The organism is Nisaea sediminum (assembly GCF_014904705.1).
GTDB lineage: Bacteria > Pseudomonadota > Alphaproteobacteria > Thalassobaculales > Thalassobaculaceae > Nisaea > Nisaea sediminum.
On record NZ_JACZCQ010000009.1, the window covers coordinates 38,688 to 53,758 of the forward strand.

At 65.2% G+C, this 15,071-nt stretch carries 9 protein-coding genes; all 9 read right to left on the reverse strand.

The genetic code is table 11. From position 1 onward, the window contains the following. Positions 1-55: 55 nt before the first annotated feature. The 9 genes from IG122_RS18130 to hmgA all read right to left on the reverse strand — a co-directional run bounded on the left by IG122_RS18130 (position 56) and on the right by hmgA (position 14,977). Positions 56-6,616: a DUF4347 domain-containing protein gene (locus tag IG122_RS18130; protein ID WP_226893727.1), complete on the reverse strand. Its 6,561-nt coding sequence runs from the start codon at positions 6,614-6,616 to the stop codon at positions 56-58. Between the two features lie 426 nt (positions 6,617-7,042). Beyond that, positions 7,043-7,756, reverse strand: coding sequence for a phage tail protein (locus IG122_RS18135; RefSeq protein WP_193187015.1), 714 nt, complete (start codon positions 7,754-7,756; stop codon positions 7,043-7,045). Between the two features lie 40 nt (positions 7,757-7,796). Continuing rightward, entirely contained in the window at positions 7,797-8,510 is a 714-nt protein-coding gene (locus IG122_RS24135; protein WP_226893728.1) for a phage tail protein, read from the reverse strand. A gap of 252 nt (positions 8,511-8,762) precedes the next feature. Next, a complete protein-coding gene (locus IG122_RS18145) occupies positions 8,763-9,533 on the reverse strand; it encodes an alpha/beta fold hydrolase (RefSeq protein WP_193187018.1) in 771 nt (256 codons plus the stop codon). Next, positions 9,530-9,742 carry a DUF2783 domain-containing protein gene (locus IG122_RS18150; RefSeq protein WP_193187020.1) on the reverse strand — a complete coding sequence of 71 codons (213 nt, stop codon included), beginning with the start codon at positions 9,740-9,742 and terminating at the stop codon, positions 9,530-9,532. Before IG122_RS18150 ends, IG122_RS18145 begins: the two co-directional genes overlap by 4 nt. After that, on the reverse strand, positions 9,739-11,355 hold the full coding sequence (locus tag IG122_RS18155) for an FAD-dependent oxidoreductase (protein WP_193187023.1): 1,617 nt from the start codon (positions 11,353-11,355) through the stop codon (positions 9,739-9,741). Before IG122_RS18155 ends, IG122_RS18150 begins: the two co-directional genes overlap by 4 nt. Positions 11,356-11,367: 12 nt before the next feature. Continuing rightward, the gene (locus IG122_RS18160; RefSeq protein WP_193187026.1) at positions 11,368-12,318 is read right to left on the reverse strand and encodes an MBL fold metallo-hydrolase; all 951 of its coding nucleotides are present in this window, start codon (positions 12,316-12,318) and stop codon (positions 11,368-11,370) included. Positions 12,319-12,351: 33 nt separating this feature from the next. Continuing rightward, a complete protein-coding gene (gene fahA, locus IG122_RS18165) occupies positions 12,352-13,599 on the reverse strand; it encodes a fumarylacetoacetase (RefSeq protein ID WP_193187029.1) in 1,248 nt (415 codons plus the stop codon). Between the two features lie 19 nt (positions 13,600-13,618). Then, a complete protein-coding gene (gene hmgA, locus IG122_RS18170) occupies positions 13,619-14,977 on the reverse strand; it encodes a homogentisate 1,2-dioxygenase (protein ID WP_193187032.1) in 1,359 nt (452 codons plus the stop codon). Positions 14,978-15,071 lie beyond the last annotated feature (94 nt).

The window sequence follows — 15,071 nt, forward strand, 5'->3', positions numbered from 1 at the left end:
TCCAACGTCGCCCCGGCCTGTGCCGGGGTGACGCCTGTTGTGCGCGGGGATGTCGCTATCCGAGATCCCAGCCGGTCGCCGCGGCGAGATCGGTCTTGCTGACGCCGATGACCGTCACTGTGCCGCCGTCGGAGAAAGTGACGGTGGTACTGCCGTTCGTCTCGACCCCGCCCGTGATACCGAGCCCGTTCTGCAGCGCGAGCGTGTCGGTGCCCGCCTGGAAGTCGGCGACCTGGTCGTTCCCGCCGCCGAACTCGAATATGAAGGTATCGGCACCCTCGCCGCCGGAAAGCGTATCGTCGCCCTTGTTGCCGACAATGATGTCCGCTCCCGCTCCGCCGGAGACCAGGTCGTTGCCCTGGCCGCCATAGAGCGTGTCGTTACCGAGATTGCCGGAGATGCTGTCGTTTCCGGTATTGCCGTAGACGATGTCGTTGTCCTGCCCGCCGAACAGCCGGTCGTCGCCGTTGCCGCCGAGGAGCGTGTCGTCGCCCTTGTTGCCGTAGACCCAGTCATTGTCGTTGTCGCCGAGCACCGTGTCGCCGTCCTGGCCGCCATAGACCGTGTCCATGCCGCCGCCGCCGAACACCGAGTCCGCGCCCTGGTTGCCATAGACGATGTCCTCGCCGAACCCGGAACCGACGGTGTCCGCGCCGCCGCCGCCTGCCAGCGTGTCGTCTTCCGCACCGAGCGAGATGAATTGGCTGGCGTCGTCGGCGGTCACATAGTTCTGGCCCGCGCCGCCGGTGATCGTGCTTTGCCCCATCACCGATGCGAACTCGATATTGTCGAGTTGAAGGGTCGAGCCGGAGGGCATTGAGCGCATATCGATGACGAAGGCTTCCGATTGGCCGGCATTGCTGGTGCCGGTGATGACAATGGGATCGCTCGTTGTGCTGCTCGTCGTGGTCGGGATGACGGTCCTGACGTCGAGCGTGGTCGTTGCACCTAGATTGTTCAGGAAGGTTCGTGCGCCGCCAGTCAGCGGGGCCTCCGATGTCGAGTTCCGCGCCTGGATCGCGCTGACCAGAGTGGTCTGGGCGCTCTCCGCCGTCTGGGCAGTCGAAGGCCCGGAGGAGGAAATAGAGACCGAGGGAGGCAGCGTGGCGGTCACCACGTTGCCGTTATTGCCGGTGTTCTGCACGATCGCGGCCGAGCCGGAGGTCGAGCCGTTGTTCGTGATCGTGCGCGCTCCGCCCGTCGAGGTGTCCGAGGGATTGTCGGTTACAACCACAGGACCGGAGGACCCGTTGCCGCCGCCGCCGCCGTTATTCGATGCCGGGGCGGCGAAAGTAAGGGTTGAGTTCCCGCCGGTGACGGTCGCCGTGATGGTGAGGTTCGACGGCGAGTCCGCGATATTGAGGATGCTGCCGCCGCCGAGTTCGATGCTTGTGCCAAGCGTCGTGCCGCTGAGCGTGCTCAGATCCGCGTTGGAGATGACGATCTGGTCGCCGGCCGCGATCCCGCTGATGGTATCGGCGTTGAACTCGCTCGCGCTGCCGCTGAAGGTGTCGTCGCCGGTTCCGCCGATCAGCACGTCCTGCCCCGCGCCGCCGACGATGCTGTCGTTGCCCGCGTCGCCGCTGATCGTATCGGCGCCGTCTCCGCCGCTGAGCGTGTCGCCGCCGTCGCCACCGGCAAGATGGTCGGAACCGGCGCCGCCGTCGATATAGTCGTCCCCGGAAAACCCGAAGAGGCTGTCGACGCCGTCCTGCCCGAGCAGGCTGTCCCCGCCGGCGCCGCCGGAGATCAGATCGGAGCCGAGGCCGCCGGATATCGTGTCGGCGCCGTCGCCGCCATCGATGGTATCGGCGCCGGCGCTGCCTGTAATGTTCTGCGCGCCCGCCGAGCCGGTCACCACGAAATGGTCGCTGGCCGCATCGGTGGCGGTCAGCGTGGTGCCTGCAGCTTGCGCGGCGGTCATCGTGATGGTCTCGGACCCGCCGCTTGCCGTCGCCAGTGTCTCGATGGCGGAGAGGTTCGCGCCGGTGACGGACCCGCCGCTCGTCAGGGTGACGGTCTCCGTTCCTGCCGCGGTCACGGTGCCGGTGAAGCCGTTCAGCTGCGCCGCCGTCATCGTGACCGAAGCGCCCGAATCGAGGGTCAGGTTCTCGAATCCGCTGACCGTCGCACCGGAAATATTGTCGCCCGTATCGAGAACCAGCGTGTCCGATTGACCCGTGCCGCCGTTCAGCGTTCCGGTCAGCGTGTCGATCGAGGCCGAGGATTTCACCGTCTGGCTGGAGGCGGCGTCGCCGGTAACGTTCTGGCCGGCCGCGCCGAGCGTGAAGGTGAAGGCACCGTTGAGGTTGTAGGTCTCGATGTCCGCATCGCCGGTAACGTTGCCGTCGCCGTTGGCGGAACTCAGCGTGATCGTCTCGGTGCCTGTGCCGCCGTTTATCGTCGTGAAGGCGTCATGCTGGCTCTCCGACATTGTCGCGCCGACATTGTTGCCGAGCGTCAGGGTCTCGAAGCCTGTCAGCGTCGTCAGCTGGGTGAGATCGGTTCCGTCGGCTGACAGGACCAGCGTATCGGTGCCGGTCCCGCCGTCCGCCGTGGAGCCGGTCGTATGGGTCGCGGACGCGATTGTCAGCGTGTCGCTGGTCGACCCGAGGGCTGAGGCCGGCGTGGTGTTGGTTCCGGTCGTCGTGTTGAAGCCAGCCGCCGTGCTGGTGACGGAAACGGAGCTGCTGCCAAGGGTGATCAGAGTGTTCCCGCCGGAATCGCCGACAGTGGAGGCGATCAGCGTGCTGCTCAGATCCGTGCTGGTATTGATCGTGACCTCCGGCGCGGCAAAGGTCGTCGCGTCGGTATCGATCTCAAGCGTCGATCCGTTGAAACGGACGTTCGCGGTGCTAAGTCCGGTCACGCCGGTCAGCAAGATGGTCTCGCCAGCGGCGAGGTCGGTAATTGTGTCGCCGTTCAGATCGGAGGCACTGCCGGTGAACTGGTCGGTGTCCGCCCCGCCGGTGAGGCTGTCGACCCCCGCGCCGCCACCGAGCGTGTCCGCCCCGGCGCCGCCGTCGATGGTATCGGCCCCGGCGCTGCCGGTGACGGTTTGCGCGCCGGCGGAACCGGTCACCACGAACTTGTCGTTGCCGGTATCGGTCGCAGTCAGAGTCTTGCCGGAGGCGGTCGAGGCTGCAAGCGTGATGGTCTCGGAGCCACCGCTGGCCGTCGCAATGGCCTCGATATTCGCGAGATTGCTGTTCGAGATCGTCCCGGTGGTGGTCAGCGTGATCGTGTTGGTGCCGGCGGCGGTGATCGTGCCGGTGAAGCCGTTCAGCTGCGCTACTGTCATCGTCGCGGAGCCGTTATTCGCCAGCGTCAGATCCTCGATCGCTGAGATCGTGGCGCCGGAGATGTTCGCGCCGTTGCTGATCGACAGGATGTCGTTGACGGTGCCTTCGCCGGTCAGCGTGCCCGTGAGGGTCAGTCCCCCGGCGTCGAATGTGACGGCATCGCTGTCGGAGGTCGCGCTGACGCTGTGCCCGGCATTTGTAATGGTAACGGTCCGGGAACTGCCCGTGCTGTCGCCGACGACATAGTTCTCGATCGCGCTGACGGTGGAGACATTGCCGTCGCCGGAGAGCGTGACGGTCTCGGTCCCGCCCGCATTGATCGTGCCGCCGGCGAAGGTGTTCAGCTGCGACACGGTCATCGTGACCGAGGCGTTGCCCGCCAGGGTCAGGTTCTCGACCCCGGAGATGTTGGCGCCGGAGATGTTGCTCCCGGTCGTCATCTGGATCACGTCGGTGCCGGCGCCACCCGAGAGCGTCCCGGTATAGGTCAGGCCCTGGAAGGTGAAGGTGTCGTTTCCGGTCGAGCCGGTGATTTCCTGCGCGCCGCCGGTGATCGTGGTCGCGTTGGCCACCCCGAGAATGTATTTCTCGACCGCTGCCGCCGTCTGGAAGCCGTTTGTGGCGTCCGAAATCGTGATGATGTCGGCGCCCGGCGCGGTGACCGAGGAGAACGCGTCGTGCTGCGTCTCCTTCATGGTCACCGATGCGCCGCCGGAGAGCGTCAGGTTCTCGAAACCGGAGACCGTGGCGCCGGATATGTTCGCGCCGCTGCTGAGCTGCAGGACGTCGCCGGTACCGTCTCCGCCGTTCAGCGTTCCCGTCGCGGTCAGCGAGCCGGCATTGAGCGTGTCGTTGCCGGTGCCGCCGGTATAGTTCTGCGTGGCGGCGCCGAGGGTGAAGGTTCCGGTGTAGCTCGTGCCGACGAGGTAGCCGGTAATGTCGGCGTCGCCGGTGACCGCGATGTTTCCCGAGTCCAGCTTGATGTTCGAGCCCGCAACGCCGTCGATGGTGCCGAAGGCATTGTGCTGCGCCGCGGTCATCAGGACTTCGGGGCCGCTGCCGACCGTCACCTTGACGATGTTGTTGAGCGTCGCCTGGGTGATGCTCGAATACTCGTTCATCGTCAGCTGGCCGCCGAGGCCGCCGTCGGTGATCGTGCCGGTGTAGTTGAGATTGTTGTTGAGCGTATATCGGTTGATGTCGTTGGCGCTGGTGGTGGTGATGTTGACGGCGGCATGGTTGATGTTGACACCGCGGTCATCGAGGTTCGTGTCGTCGCCGATCGAATAGTTCTCGATGTTAGCCTTGGTCGTGACGGCGCCGTTGCCGGAGATGTTTATCGTCTGAGTGCCGGTGGCCGACGCGCTGGTGAAACCGGCGTGTTGGGTGGCGGTCATTTTGATCGTGGCGCCGTCCGCGATCGACAGGACCTCGAAATTGCTGAGTGCGGCGCCGGTGAAATCGTCGCCGGTGTCTGCGACCAGCGTATCGGAACCGCCGGTTCCGCCGTTGAGCGTGCCGGTCAGGATGTCGATCGAGCCGCTTGAGCCGACGCTCTGGTTGTCGCCGGCGCTTCCGGTGACATTTTGTCCGACCGCGCTCAGGGTGAAGGTGAAGGCGCCGTTCAGATTGTAAGTCTCGATATCCGCGTCGCCGGTGACAACGCCGCCGCTGTCAGCAGCCGAGAGCGTGATCGTGTTCGTCCCGGTGCCGTTGATGGTGGTGAAGCCGTCGTGCTGGCTTTCCTTCATCGTCACCGAGCCGGCGCCGACTTCGAGCGTCTCGAAATTGGAGATCGTGGCGCCGGCGATATTGTCGCCGTCGTCGAGGATCAGCACGTCGGTCTGCCCGGCGCCGCCGTTCAGTGTCCCGGTCAGATTGTCGACAGAACTCGTCGACTGCACCGTCTGGCTGGCGCCATCGTTACCCGTGACATTCTGCGCGACCGTGCCGATCGTGAAGGTGAAGGCATCGTTCAGGACATAGGACTCGATGTCCGTATCGCCGGTGATGTTGCTGTCGCCGCCGGCCGACGCGAGGGTGATCGTGTTCGTGCCGGTGCCATTGATACCGGAGCTGAACGCATCGTGCTGCGCCCCGGTCATGGTGGCGCTGACGCCGTCGTTCAGCGTCAGGATCTCGAAATTCGAGAGTGTGAAACCTGACGTGGCCAAGTTGGTTCCGGTTTGCGCCAGAACCAGGGTGTCCGTATCGGCGCCGCCATCCGCCGTCGCCCCGGTCGAAGTGTTGACATGAGCTGCCTCGGCGATCGTCAGGGTCTGGTTGCCGGCCCCGAACACGACACTCGATGGGGTGAGATTGGTGGTCCCCCCCGCCGTGCTGAAATCGGCGGCAGTGGTGGTCGCGGAGTTGACCAGGGTGAATGTGATTTCGTCCAGGCCGACGAAGTAGTTACCGCCATTGGAGTAGGATATCTGGAACGACGAAATCGCATCCCAGCCCGACGGCGTGCGATCGGAATGGAAGTCGGAAATAGAGGTCTCGGCGATGACTTCGTTCGTGGCCGCCGTGTTCGGGTCGATGACGTAATTGCCGCCGGTTGCCGTAGGGGCTGCCGCTTCCCAATAGGAGAGAGCGGTGACGTTCAGAGGCGCTGCCGTATTGGTGCCTTCGAAGGTGAACGAGACGGTTACGGTGCCACTGACCACGCTTCCGCTGTCGGCGAAAACTCCGGATACGCCGCCAGTGCTACTGGTTTTGAAGGTTCCGCCGTCGGACCTGGTGATCGTAAGCGTGACCCCGTCCACCGTTTGTTTCAGAGCGGTCGAGTTGTTACCGGAAATATTGCTCTCGAAATCGAATTTCGAAAGCCGATGCGGATAGCTTCGGAGCGCTCGGTCCCCCAACAGTGCCGAAAGCATCGGAAGGGAGGCCCATCCTGCGTCGCCGCCGACGTCGGTTTCAGCCGCCGATACGGATGCGCCAAGTGCTCGTTCAAGGGTTTCGACGAACGCATCTCCCGCGCTGCCTGCGCCGGTGGAACAGGACGCCAGAACGATCTCTGCGTCCGGCGCTAACGCCGCCTTGATTTTGTCCAGGGTACGGGTGTGCTGGAGCAGCGCTTCAGTGTCGACCCGCTTGCCGCTCAGAATGATCGAACCCGGTTCGCCGTGGGCGAGCAGGACGAGCCGTTCGATATCTCGCAGGCCCTGGAGGCGGGATGCAATTTCTAGGAGTGGGGTGCCGGAATTCGAGAGGGTGTGCGCAAGGGTTGTTCCGGTCAACCCTGACAGCAAGATGTCTGAGTTAAACACGTCATGGTCAGTGAATACAACTGTATTCAGTGATGGCATCGTCTTACTAAACCCGGATGACGGTCTGTTCGCTGCCGCGAGGATGACTCTCAGGCGAACTTGTATTGCTCAATGTACTGCTCAATCTAAAAGTTGGCCAGCAAATTGATAAATAGGCAAATTTTTTTAATTTCAAAAACTGCCATGCCGTTTTCGATGTGGTGCCAAGGCCTTTCCATTTGAAAGAGTTTATGGAGAAACAGTTACCAACATGAAACTTATGGCTAATTAACAAGCGATCTTCGGAAAGTTACTGTCACAACTCGACACAATTCTAAGTAGATTTCAGAGCTACGCGAACGTTGTGCGAAATGCGCGTAAAAGTTTATGGATGGGTCGGGGTGCCTTGTCGTGTGCGCGGGGCGGCGGTCCAACGGTCGATGGACGCGGCGGCCCCGCGCGGTTCATGTGCCGGATACGCGGACGTCATTCCCGCGGGGGGTAGATGCCCTCGTTGACCATGCAGTAGGTCAGCGCCATCACCGGGCCTTCGATGGCAAAGGGGCGGGACTGGCCGGCATTGCCGACCGTGACCTCCCCGCCGCCCGGGGTGCCGCCGGTGATCGTGAGGCCGTTGAGCTCGACAAGCTCGGCACCGAGGCCGCCGGCTCCGAACAGTGGCGCCCCGCCGCCACCCGAGACAAAGTCTCCGACTTCCGGCGTGTCCGAGCCGGCGCGGGCGCTATAGGCTTCGAGAATGCCAGCAATCGGCGTTCCGCCCGACGCCTCGAAAATCGCGGCATGATTATGGGTCGGCATCTCGGCACGGGTCAGGGTGTGGATCTCCGCGCCGCGCCACTGGCCACGCTCGATCGGCGTCAGGCCCGGCCCGGCGCCCACGCCGACCACCGAGCGGCCGCGCATGTCGGGAAGCTTAAAGGTGGTGCGGCAGTCGCCGCCCCAGGCGCAGCCGATCAGGGAGAAAAGGACGTCATTCTGTGCAATTGCCAGCATCTGGCCGGAAAGCGGCAAATAACCGCGCGGGCAGAATTTCGCGGCTGTGGTGCAGACGGATCCGATATAGACCGAATCCGGCGGCCCGCAATCGGCCTTGGCGCCGGTGACTGGCAGCAGGGAGGCGGCCGCGGCGAGCGCCATGAACAGACGCGCTGAGGCGCGCCGGAAGAATGTGACGGGCATGGGTTGCTCCTCTTTTGCTTGTGTGGCTCACGGGGGAAAGTCAGTCGCGCGGCGGATAGATGCCGCTCCACGCGATGCAGTAGGTGAGCGCCATGACCGGTCCCTGAATATTGAAAGGCCGGGACTGGCCGGCATTGCCGATCGCCACGGTACCGCCGCCGGGGGTCCCGCCGAAGATCGTGAGGCCGTCCAGCTCGACGAGCTGGGCGCCGAGGCCTCCGGTGCCGAAGATTGGTGTTCCTCCGCCGCCGGAGAGGAAATCCCCGACTGTTGGCGTGTCCGAACCCGCCCGCGCGCTGTAGGCTTCCAGTTTGCCGGTTGGCGGCGTGCCGCCCGAGGGCGTGAAGGCTGCAGCGTGGTTGTGCGTCGGGAGTTGCGACAAGGTCATGGTGTGCGTTTCCGCGCCGCGCCATTGGCCGAGTTCTATCGGCGTCAGGCCCGGCCCCGCACCGGTGCCGATTGCCGCGCGGCCGCGCATGTCCGGGAGCTTGAAAGTGGTCCGGCAATCTCCGCCCCATTCGCACCCCAGCAAGGAGAAGAGGGCCTGGTGTTGCTCGATCGGCAGGAGCTGGCCGGACGCCTCGAAGTAGCCGCGCGGGCAGAAATTGGCGGCTGTGGTGCAGACCGACCCGATATAGACCGAGTCCCCCGGCCCGCAGCCTGCCTCGGCGTCCGGTGTAGCCAGGACAAAGGTGACGGCCGCAGCGGCGACCGTCGCGCGGGACAGAATGCGCGTCAGTTTAGTAATGGACATGATTCGCTCCCATTGTGGTTGGTTTTGGTGGGTAGCGACTCATAGCAGAAAAATTTGAAACTATTTCGGCCAAAAGGTGAGATTTTTCGAAAGACCGTCGGTGCCTGGCGGGCGTTCGGTTACAGAACCTGTGCGGCCCAAGAGTCACGGGCACCCGGACGTCAGGAAGAGCGCCGCCCATCTGGCTGCTGAAGGTCCGGCCGAACTAGTAATGTGCCGTGCAAGGCGCGCGGCCGTACGCAGGCTCCCCAGTCAGAGGCTTTTCAGGAACGCGGTTACTGTCTGGTTGACCGTTTCGGAATCTTCCCAGGCGGGAAATCCGCCCGCGCCCTCGATCCGTGCGGTCTCGCAGGCCGGGACCAGTCCGGCGATCTCGGCACTCATGCTCAGGAAATCCTCGTGGTCGAGGCTGCCGTTATAGATCAGAACCGGAATTGCGATCCGGGCGAGCGCGGGGCCGAAATCCCCGAGCGCGATCGGAGTTGTCGTGTCCGTCCAGGGGCGGCCCTTGAACTCCTCGACGATCCGACGCTGTTCTACGGCGCGACGGCGTTCCGGATCGGCATGCATGGTCTCGAACCAGCAGCTCTCCTCCCACCAGACGCGGCGCGCCTCCTCCATGCCGGCCTCCGCCGCGATGCGCCGCACCCGGGCGATCGTCTCGTTCGCCACGTCGGGATTGCGGCCCGGAATGACCGGAGCTTCCAGCACGAGCGCGTCGATCAGTCCGGGCGGTTCCGTCGCCGCAAGGTAGAGGCCGACGGCGGCACCCGTGTGCGTGCCCCAGAACCGGGCATGCGCGACGCCGTGCGCGCGCATTTGCCCGAGGATATGGTTCGAGAACTCGACATGTCCGAAGGGGCCGGACGCGTCCGATGCGGCGCCATGGCCGAGCAGGTCGAGCGCGAGGATCCGGTGGGTGTTCGAAAAGGCTTCCGCCTGCCGGTCGAAGATGCGCCGGTCCTGCGACATGCCGTGCACCATGACCAGCCAGGGGAGGCTGTCGCTCCCGGAGCCGTTCACGACGCGGCCTGCCGCCGGTCGAGGTCGCGGGCCGCTGCGAGGGCCTCGCTCAGTTTATCCCGCTCGCCGATCTGGTTCGCCAGCAGCAGGATAAGGCGGGCGTTGAGGGCGTCGCTCTCGGCCTTGGTCAGCCCTTCATGGGCGGCCAGCAGTTCGGCATAGAATCCGTCGGGGTCCTGCAGATTGGGTGCGGTTTTCAACTCGCTCATGCTCGGCCTCCGGTCGCCGTGCCGACCGCCGCCGCGACGGCGCGGGGATCGTAGGAAGGCCAGCGCCCGGCGACATGCTGGTCCGGACGGAGGAGATAGACCGCCTGCGTCGCCGTGCCGAGATAGCGCTCCCTGAGAGCGCCGGACGCATCGTCGTCCGCGGAGAGCGCGATCCCGCGCAGCGGCACGCCCTTGATGTCACTGGTCTCCGGAACGACCGCATCGACGCCGAGCAATGTGAAGCCGCCGCCGACCTTCTCCAGCAGCCAGCCATTGCCTGCCGGCGCATCCGCCGCGGGCGCGCCCGGCCGCGTGCGGGCGGGACCGCCGGGCAGGGCATCGGCCGTATTGAGGGTCGAGGCGTGATGTATGGCGGGAACGCTGAGCCGGCCGGAGTTCACCAGCGGCCGGGCGAAGGCGTGGCTCTCGGCGAGATCGAGCACGGCATCGCGGAAGATCCGGGACATCTCGGATTTTGGGGTGATGAAGTCCGTCGAGCGGGTGGAGTTCAGGATGTTCTCGTCTGCCGCCTGCACCCGTTCGCGATTGTAGCTCTCGATCAGGCTCTCCGGCGCTTTGCCGTCGAGCACCAGCTTCAGCTTCCAGGCGAGATTGTCCGTGTCCTGGATGCCGCTGTTGGCGCCGCGCGCGCCGAAGGGCGAGACCTGGTGCGCGCTGTCGCCGGCGAAGAGCACGCGGCCATGGGCGAAGCGCTCCATGCGGCGGCACTGGAAAGTATAGATCGAGACCCATTCGAGGCTGAATTTCGCCTCCTCGCCGAGCATGGCCTTCAGGCGCGGGATCACGTTCTCCTCGCGCATCTCCTTCTCGCGGTCGATGTCCCAGCCGAGCTGCAGGTCGATGCGCCAGACGCCGTCCGGCTGTTTGTGGAGCAGAGCCGACTGGCCGCGATTGAAGGGCGGGTCGAACCAGAACCAGCGCTCGGTCGGAAACTCTGCTTCCATGATCACGTCGGCGATGAGGAAATTGTCCTCGAAGACGCGGCCGTGGAAATCGAGCCCGAGCATGGAGCGGACCGGGGATTTGGCGCCGTCGCAGGCGATTAGCCAGTCGGCCTCGAGATCGTAGGGACCTTCGGGCGTCTCGACCGTCAGGCGGACGCCACTCGCGTCCTTCTCGACATGGGTGACCCGGTTGCGGCCGCGGATCTCGACCGGCTTGCCCGCATCCTCCAGCTCGCGCAGGCGCGCAAGCAATCCGACCTCGAAATGGTACTGCTGGAGATTGATGAAGGCGGGACGGCGGTGGCCGGCCTCCGGCAACAGGTTGAACTCGTAGACCTGCCGCTCGTCGAAGAACACCTTGCCCTTGTTCCAGGTGACGCCCTTCTCGACCAGCGGCTGGCCGCAGCCGAGCCGGTCGAGGATCTCCAGCGTCCTCTTGGAGAAGCAGATCGCGCGTGAGCCGTGGCTGACCTTGTCGTTGTCGTCGAGGACGAGAACCGGCACGTCCTTCAGCGCGAGGTCGACGGCGAGCGCGAGGCCGACCGGCCCGGCGCCGACCACGACGACCGGGTGCCGGACCGGGCTTTTCGCATCCTGGTCCGGCGCGCGTTCGTAGGGATAGAGCGGCTGCTCGAAGATCCGGCTCATGGCACGGCCCTCCTAGCCCTGGAGCTGTTCCCACATCTGCCGGTCGCGCTCGGCGGTCCAGATCCGGGGCGTGTCCATGCCGAGCGCCTCGTCATAGGCGCGGGTCACGTTGAAGGGCAGGCAATGCTCGTAGATCGGCACGTCGCTGAATTTCGGATCGCAGGCGGCGCGCACCGCGTCCCAGGCCTCCTTCAGCGAGCCGCCGCGCGCCGCGACGGCGGCTGCCGGGCGGTAGGTGTTCAGGAGGAAGTCGCGGGTGAAGTCGAGCGCGGCATCGACCTGCTCGACACCGACCAGCGCGGCGCCTCGGCCCGGTGCGATGGCGAGCGGGTCGTAGCTCTTGATATTGTCGAGGGTCTGGCCCCAGTCGCTGAAATGGCCGTCGCCGCAATAGCAGGCGGCCTTGTACTCGACGATGTCGCCGGTCAGCATCACCCGCGCGTCCGGCACCCAGGCGACGATGTCGCCGGCGGTATGCGCGCGGCCGAGATGCATCAGGTCGACCCGGCGGTTGCCGAGATAGACCGTCATCTTCTCTTTGAAGGTCATGGTCGGCCAGGTCAGGCCGGGGATCGATTCATGGCCCTGGAAGAGGCGCGGGAAACGGCCGAACTCGCTGTCCCAGTCCTCCTGGCCGCGCTCGGCGACCATAGCGCGGCATTTCTCGGAGGCGAGGATCTGCTCCGCGCCGTAGGCCGAGGCGCCGAGCACGCGGACGGCGTGATAGTGCGAGAGCACGACATACTTGATCGGCTTGTCGGTGACGGAGCGGATCTTCTCCACCACCTTGTGCGCGAGGCGCGGCGTCGCCTGCGCGTCGACGATCATCACGCTGTCGTCGCCGATGATGACGCCGGTATTCGGATCGCCCTCCGCGGTGAAGGCCCAGATGTCCCGGCCGATCTCGCTGAAGGTGATCTTCTTTTCCGCCATGTCGCCCATGGACGCGAATTGCTTGGCCATCTGGCCGTCCTCCCGTTTGCTCTCTTCTTGTTCTTAGGTGCGCGCGGGCAATACCTTGCCCGTGCAGTCTCCGAAACCGATCCTGTAGCCCTTGCCTTCGGCATGTCCCCTGAGAGTGACGCGATCGCCATCCTCGAGGAAGCTGCGCGTGACACCTCCCGGCAGATCGATCGGCGTCTTGCCGCCCCAGCTCATTTCCAGCAGCGAGCCATAGCTGTCCGGCGTCTCGCCCGAGATCGTGCCGGAGCCGAGCAGGTCGCCGGTCCGCATCGGGCAGCCGCTGCTGCTGTGATGCGCCAGTTGCTGGGCGGCGGAATAGTACATCGTGTCGTAGTTCGTCCGGCTGATCACCGTTTCCTCGTCGGAGCCCGCCGGCGTCAGCGCAACCTCAAGCTCGATCTTGTAAAGCAGCGGCCCCGGTTCCTCGAGATAGGGCAGGAGCTTGCGCTCGCGCTCCGGCGTCGGGGTGCGGAACGGTTCGAGAGCCGCTTTCGTCACCACCCAGGGCGAGATCGTGGTGCAGAAGGCCTTGCCCTGGAAGGGGCCGAGCGGCTGGTACTCCCAGGCCTGGATGTCGCGCGCCGACCAGTCGTTCAGCAGCACGTAGCCGAAGATCATCTCGTCGGCTTCCGCCACGCTGACCGGCTGTCCGAAGCGGCTGCCGGTGCCGACGACGGCGCCCATCTCAAGCTCGATATCGAGCCGCCTGCTCGGGCCGAACTCCGGCTCACCCTGATCCGACCGCTTCAGCTGGCCCTCGGGACGGTGGAAGTCCGTACCGCTGACGACAACGGAGGAGGCGCGGCCGTTATAGCCGATCGGGATATGCAGCCAGTTCGGCGGCAGCGCGTTCTCCGGGCCCCGGAACATGGTGCCGACATTGAAGGCATGCTGCTTGCCGGCATAGAAATCGGTGTACTCGCTGACCCGGAAGGGGAGGTAAAGGGTCACGGCCGAGAGCGGACGCAGGTAGCGCCCCTCCTTCTGCCGGACCGCGCCGTCGCCGCCCTCGCGGAGGAGATCGGTCAGGCGCGCGCGGACCTCGGCCCAGACCCCCGGACCGCGTTCCATGAAGGGGTTCAGTTCGGACGCCGCGAAGACCGGATCAGCGCCCGTCGGCAGCAGTCCGTCGGCTTCGAGCGCCGCGAGGTCGAGCACCCGGTCGCCGATCGCCACGCCGCAGCGCGGCGCGTCGGAACCGTGGGAGAAGACGCCGTACGGCAGGTTCTGGACCGGAAAGTCGGTGTCGGCCGCGTTGGCGGACGGAAGCCAGCTTCGCATGATCACTTGATGCCAGTCGCTACTTGATGCCCGGTGTTCCGTCGAACTTCTTCTCGAGGCCGGTCCAGCAGCCGATGTAATCGTCCTGGATCGGGGCCTCCTTGGCGGCATATTCCGTCAGGTGCTGCGGAAAGCGGGTCTCGAACATGAAGGCCATGGTGTCGGCCAGCTTGTGCGGCTTCAGTTCCGCATTCGAGGCGCCCTCGAAGGCCTGGGTGTCCGGCCCGTGCGGCAGCATGCAATTGTGCAGGCTCATCCCGCCCGGAACGAAGCCCTCGGGCTTGGCGTCGTAGGCGCCGTAAATGTTGCCCATGAATTCCGACATGATGTTGCGGTGGTACCAGGGCGGCCGGAAGCTGTGCTCGGCGACCATCCAGCGCTCCGGAAAGATCACGAAATCGATGTTCGCGGTGCCCGGCGTCTCGGACGGCGCGGTCAGCACGGTGAAGATCGACGGGTCCGGATGGTCGAAGAGGATCGCGCCGACCGGCGAGAAGGTGGTCAGGTCGTACTTGAAGGGCGCGTAATTGCCGTGCCAGGCGACCACGTCGAGCGGCGAGTGCGGGATCTCGGTGACGTTGAAGCTGCCGCACCATTTCACGATCAGGCGGCAGGGCGTCTCCTTCTCCTCGTAGGCCGCGACCGGCGTCTTGAAGTCGCGCGGATTGGCGAGGCAGTTGGCACCGATCGGGCCGCGGCCGGGCAGGGTGAACTTGGCGCCGTAATTCTCGCAGATATAGCCGCGCGCTTCCTTGTCCAGCAGCGTCACCTTGAAGATCATGCCGCGCGGCACGATGGCGATCTCGCGCGGCGCGAGGGTCATGCGGCCGAGCTCGGTGAAGATTTCGATGCGGCCGAGCTGCGGCACGACCATCAGCTCCGCATCCGCGTTCATCATGTAATCGTCATTCATGTCCGCGTTGCAGGCATAGACATGCACCGCCATGCCGGCCTGGGTATTGACGTCACCGGCCGTGGTCATCGTCCGGATGCCATGCACGAAGTCGGTCGGTGCGCCGGGCACCGGCACCGGGTTCCAGCGGTACTGGCCGAGCGGCAGGCCGTGGTCCGGCTGGTGCGGCGCGGTCTTCCAGCCGTCGACGGACACGCGGGCGAAGCGCGCGGTGTGCTTCACCGAGGGGCGGATGCGGTAAAGCCAGCTGCGTTCGTTCTCGCCGCGCGGCGCGGTGAAGGGGCTGCCGGAAAGCTGCTCGGCATAGAGCCCGTAGGCGCATTTCTGCGGGCTGTTCTGACCCTGCGGCAGGGCGCCGGGCAGGGCCTCGGTCTCGAAATCGTTGCCGAAGCCCGGCATGTAGCCGTTCGAGGTGCCGGTCAGCGGGTTGCTGCTCATCCCGGCGGATTCGGAAACCTTGTTCATTTCGTCCTCCCGGAGGGCGCTGTTTCAGGCCCGGATTTTTGATTGGTTCCGGGCGTCATGTCCCGTAGGATGGGCATGATCGTTACAAATGAAA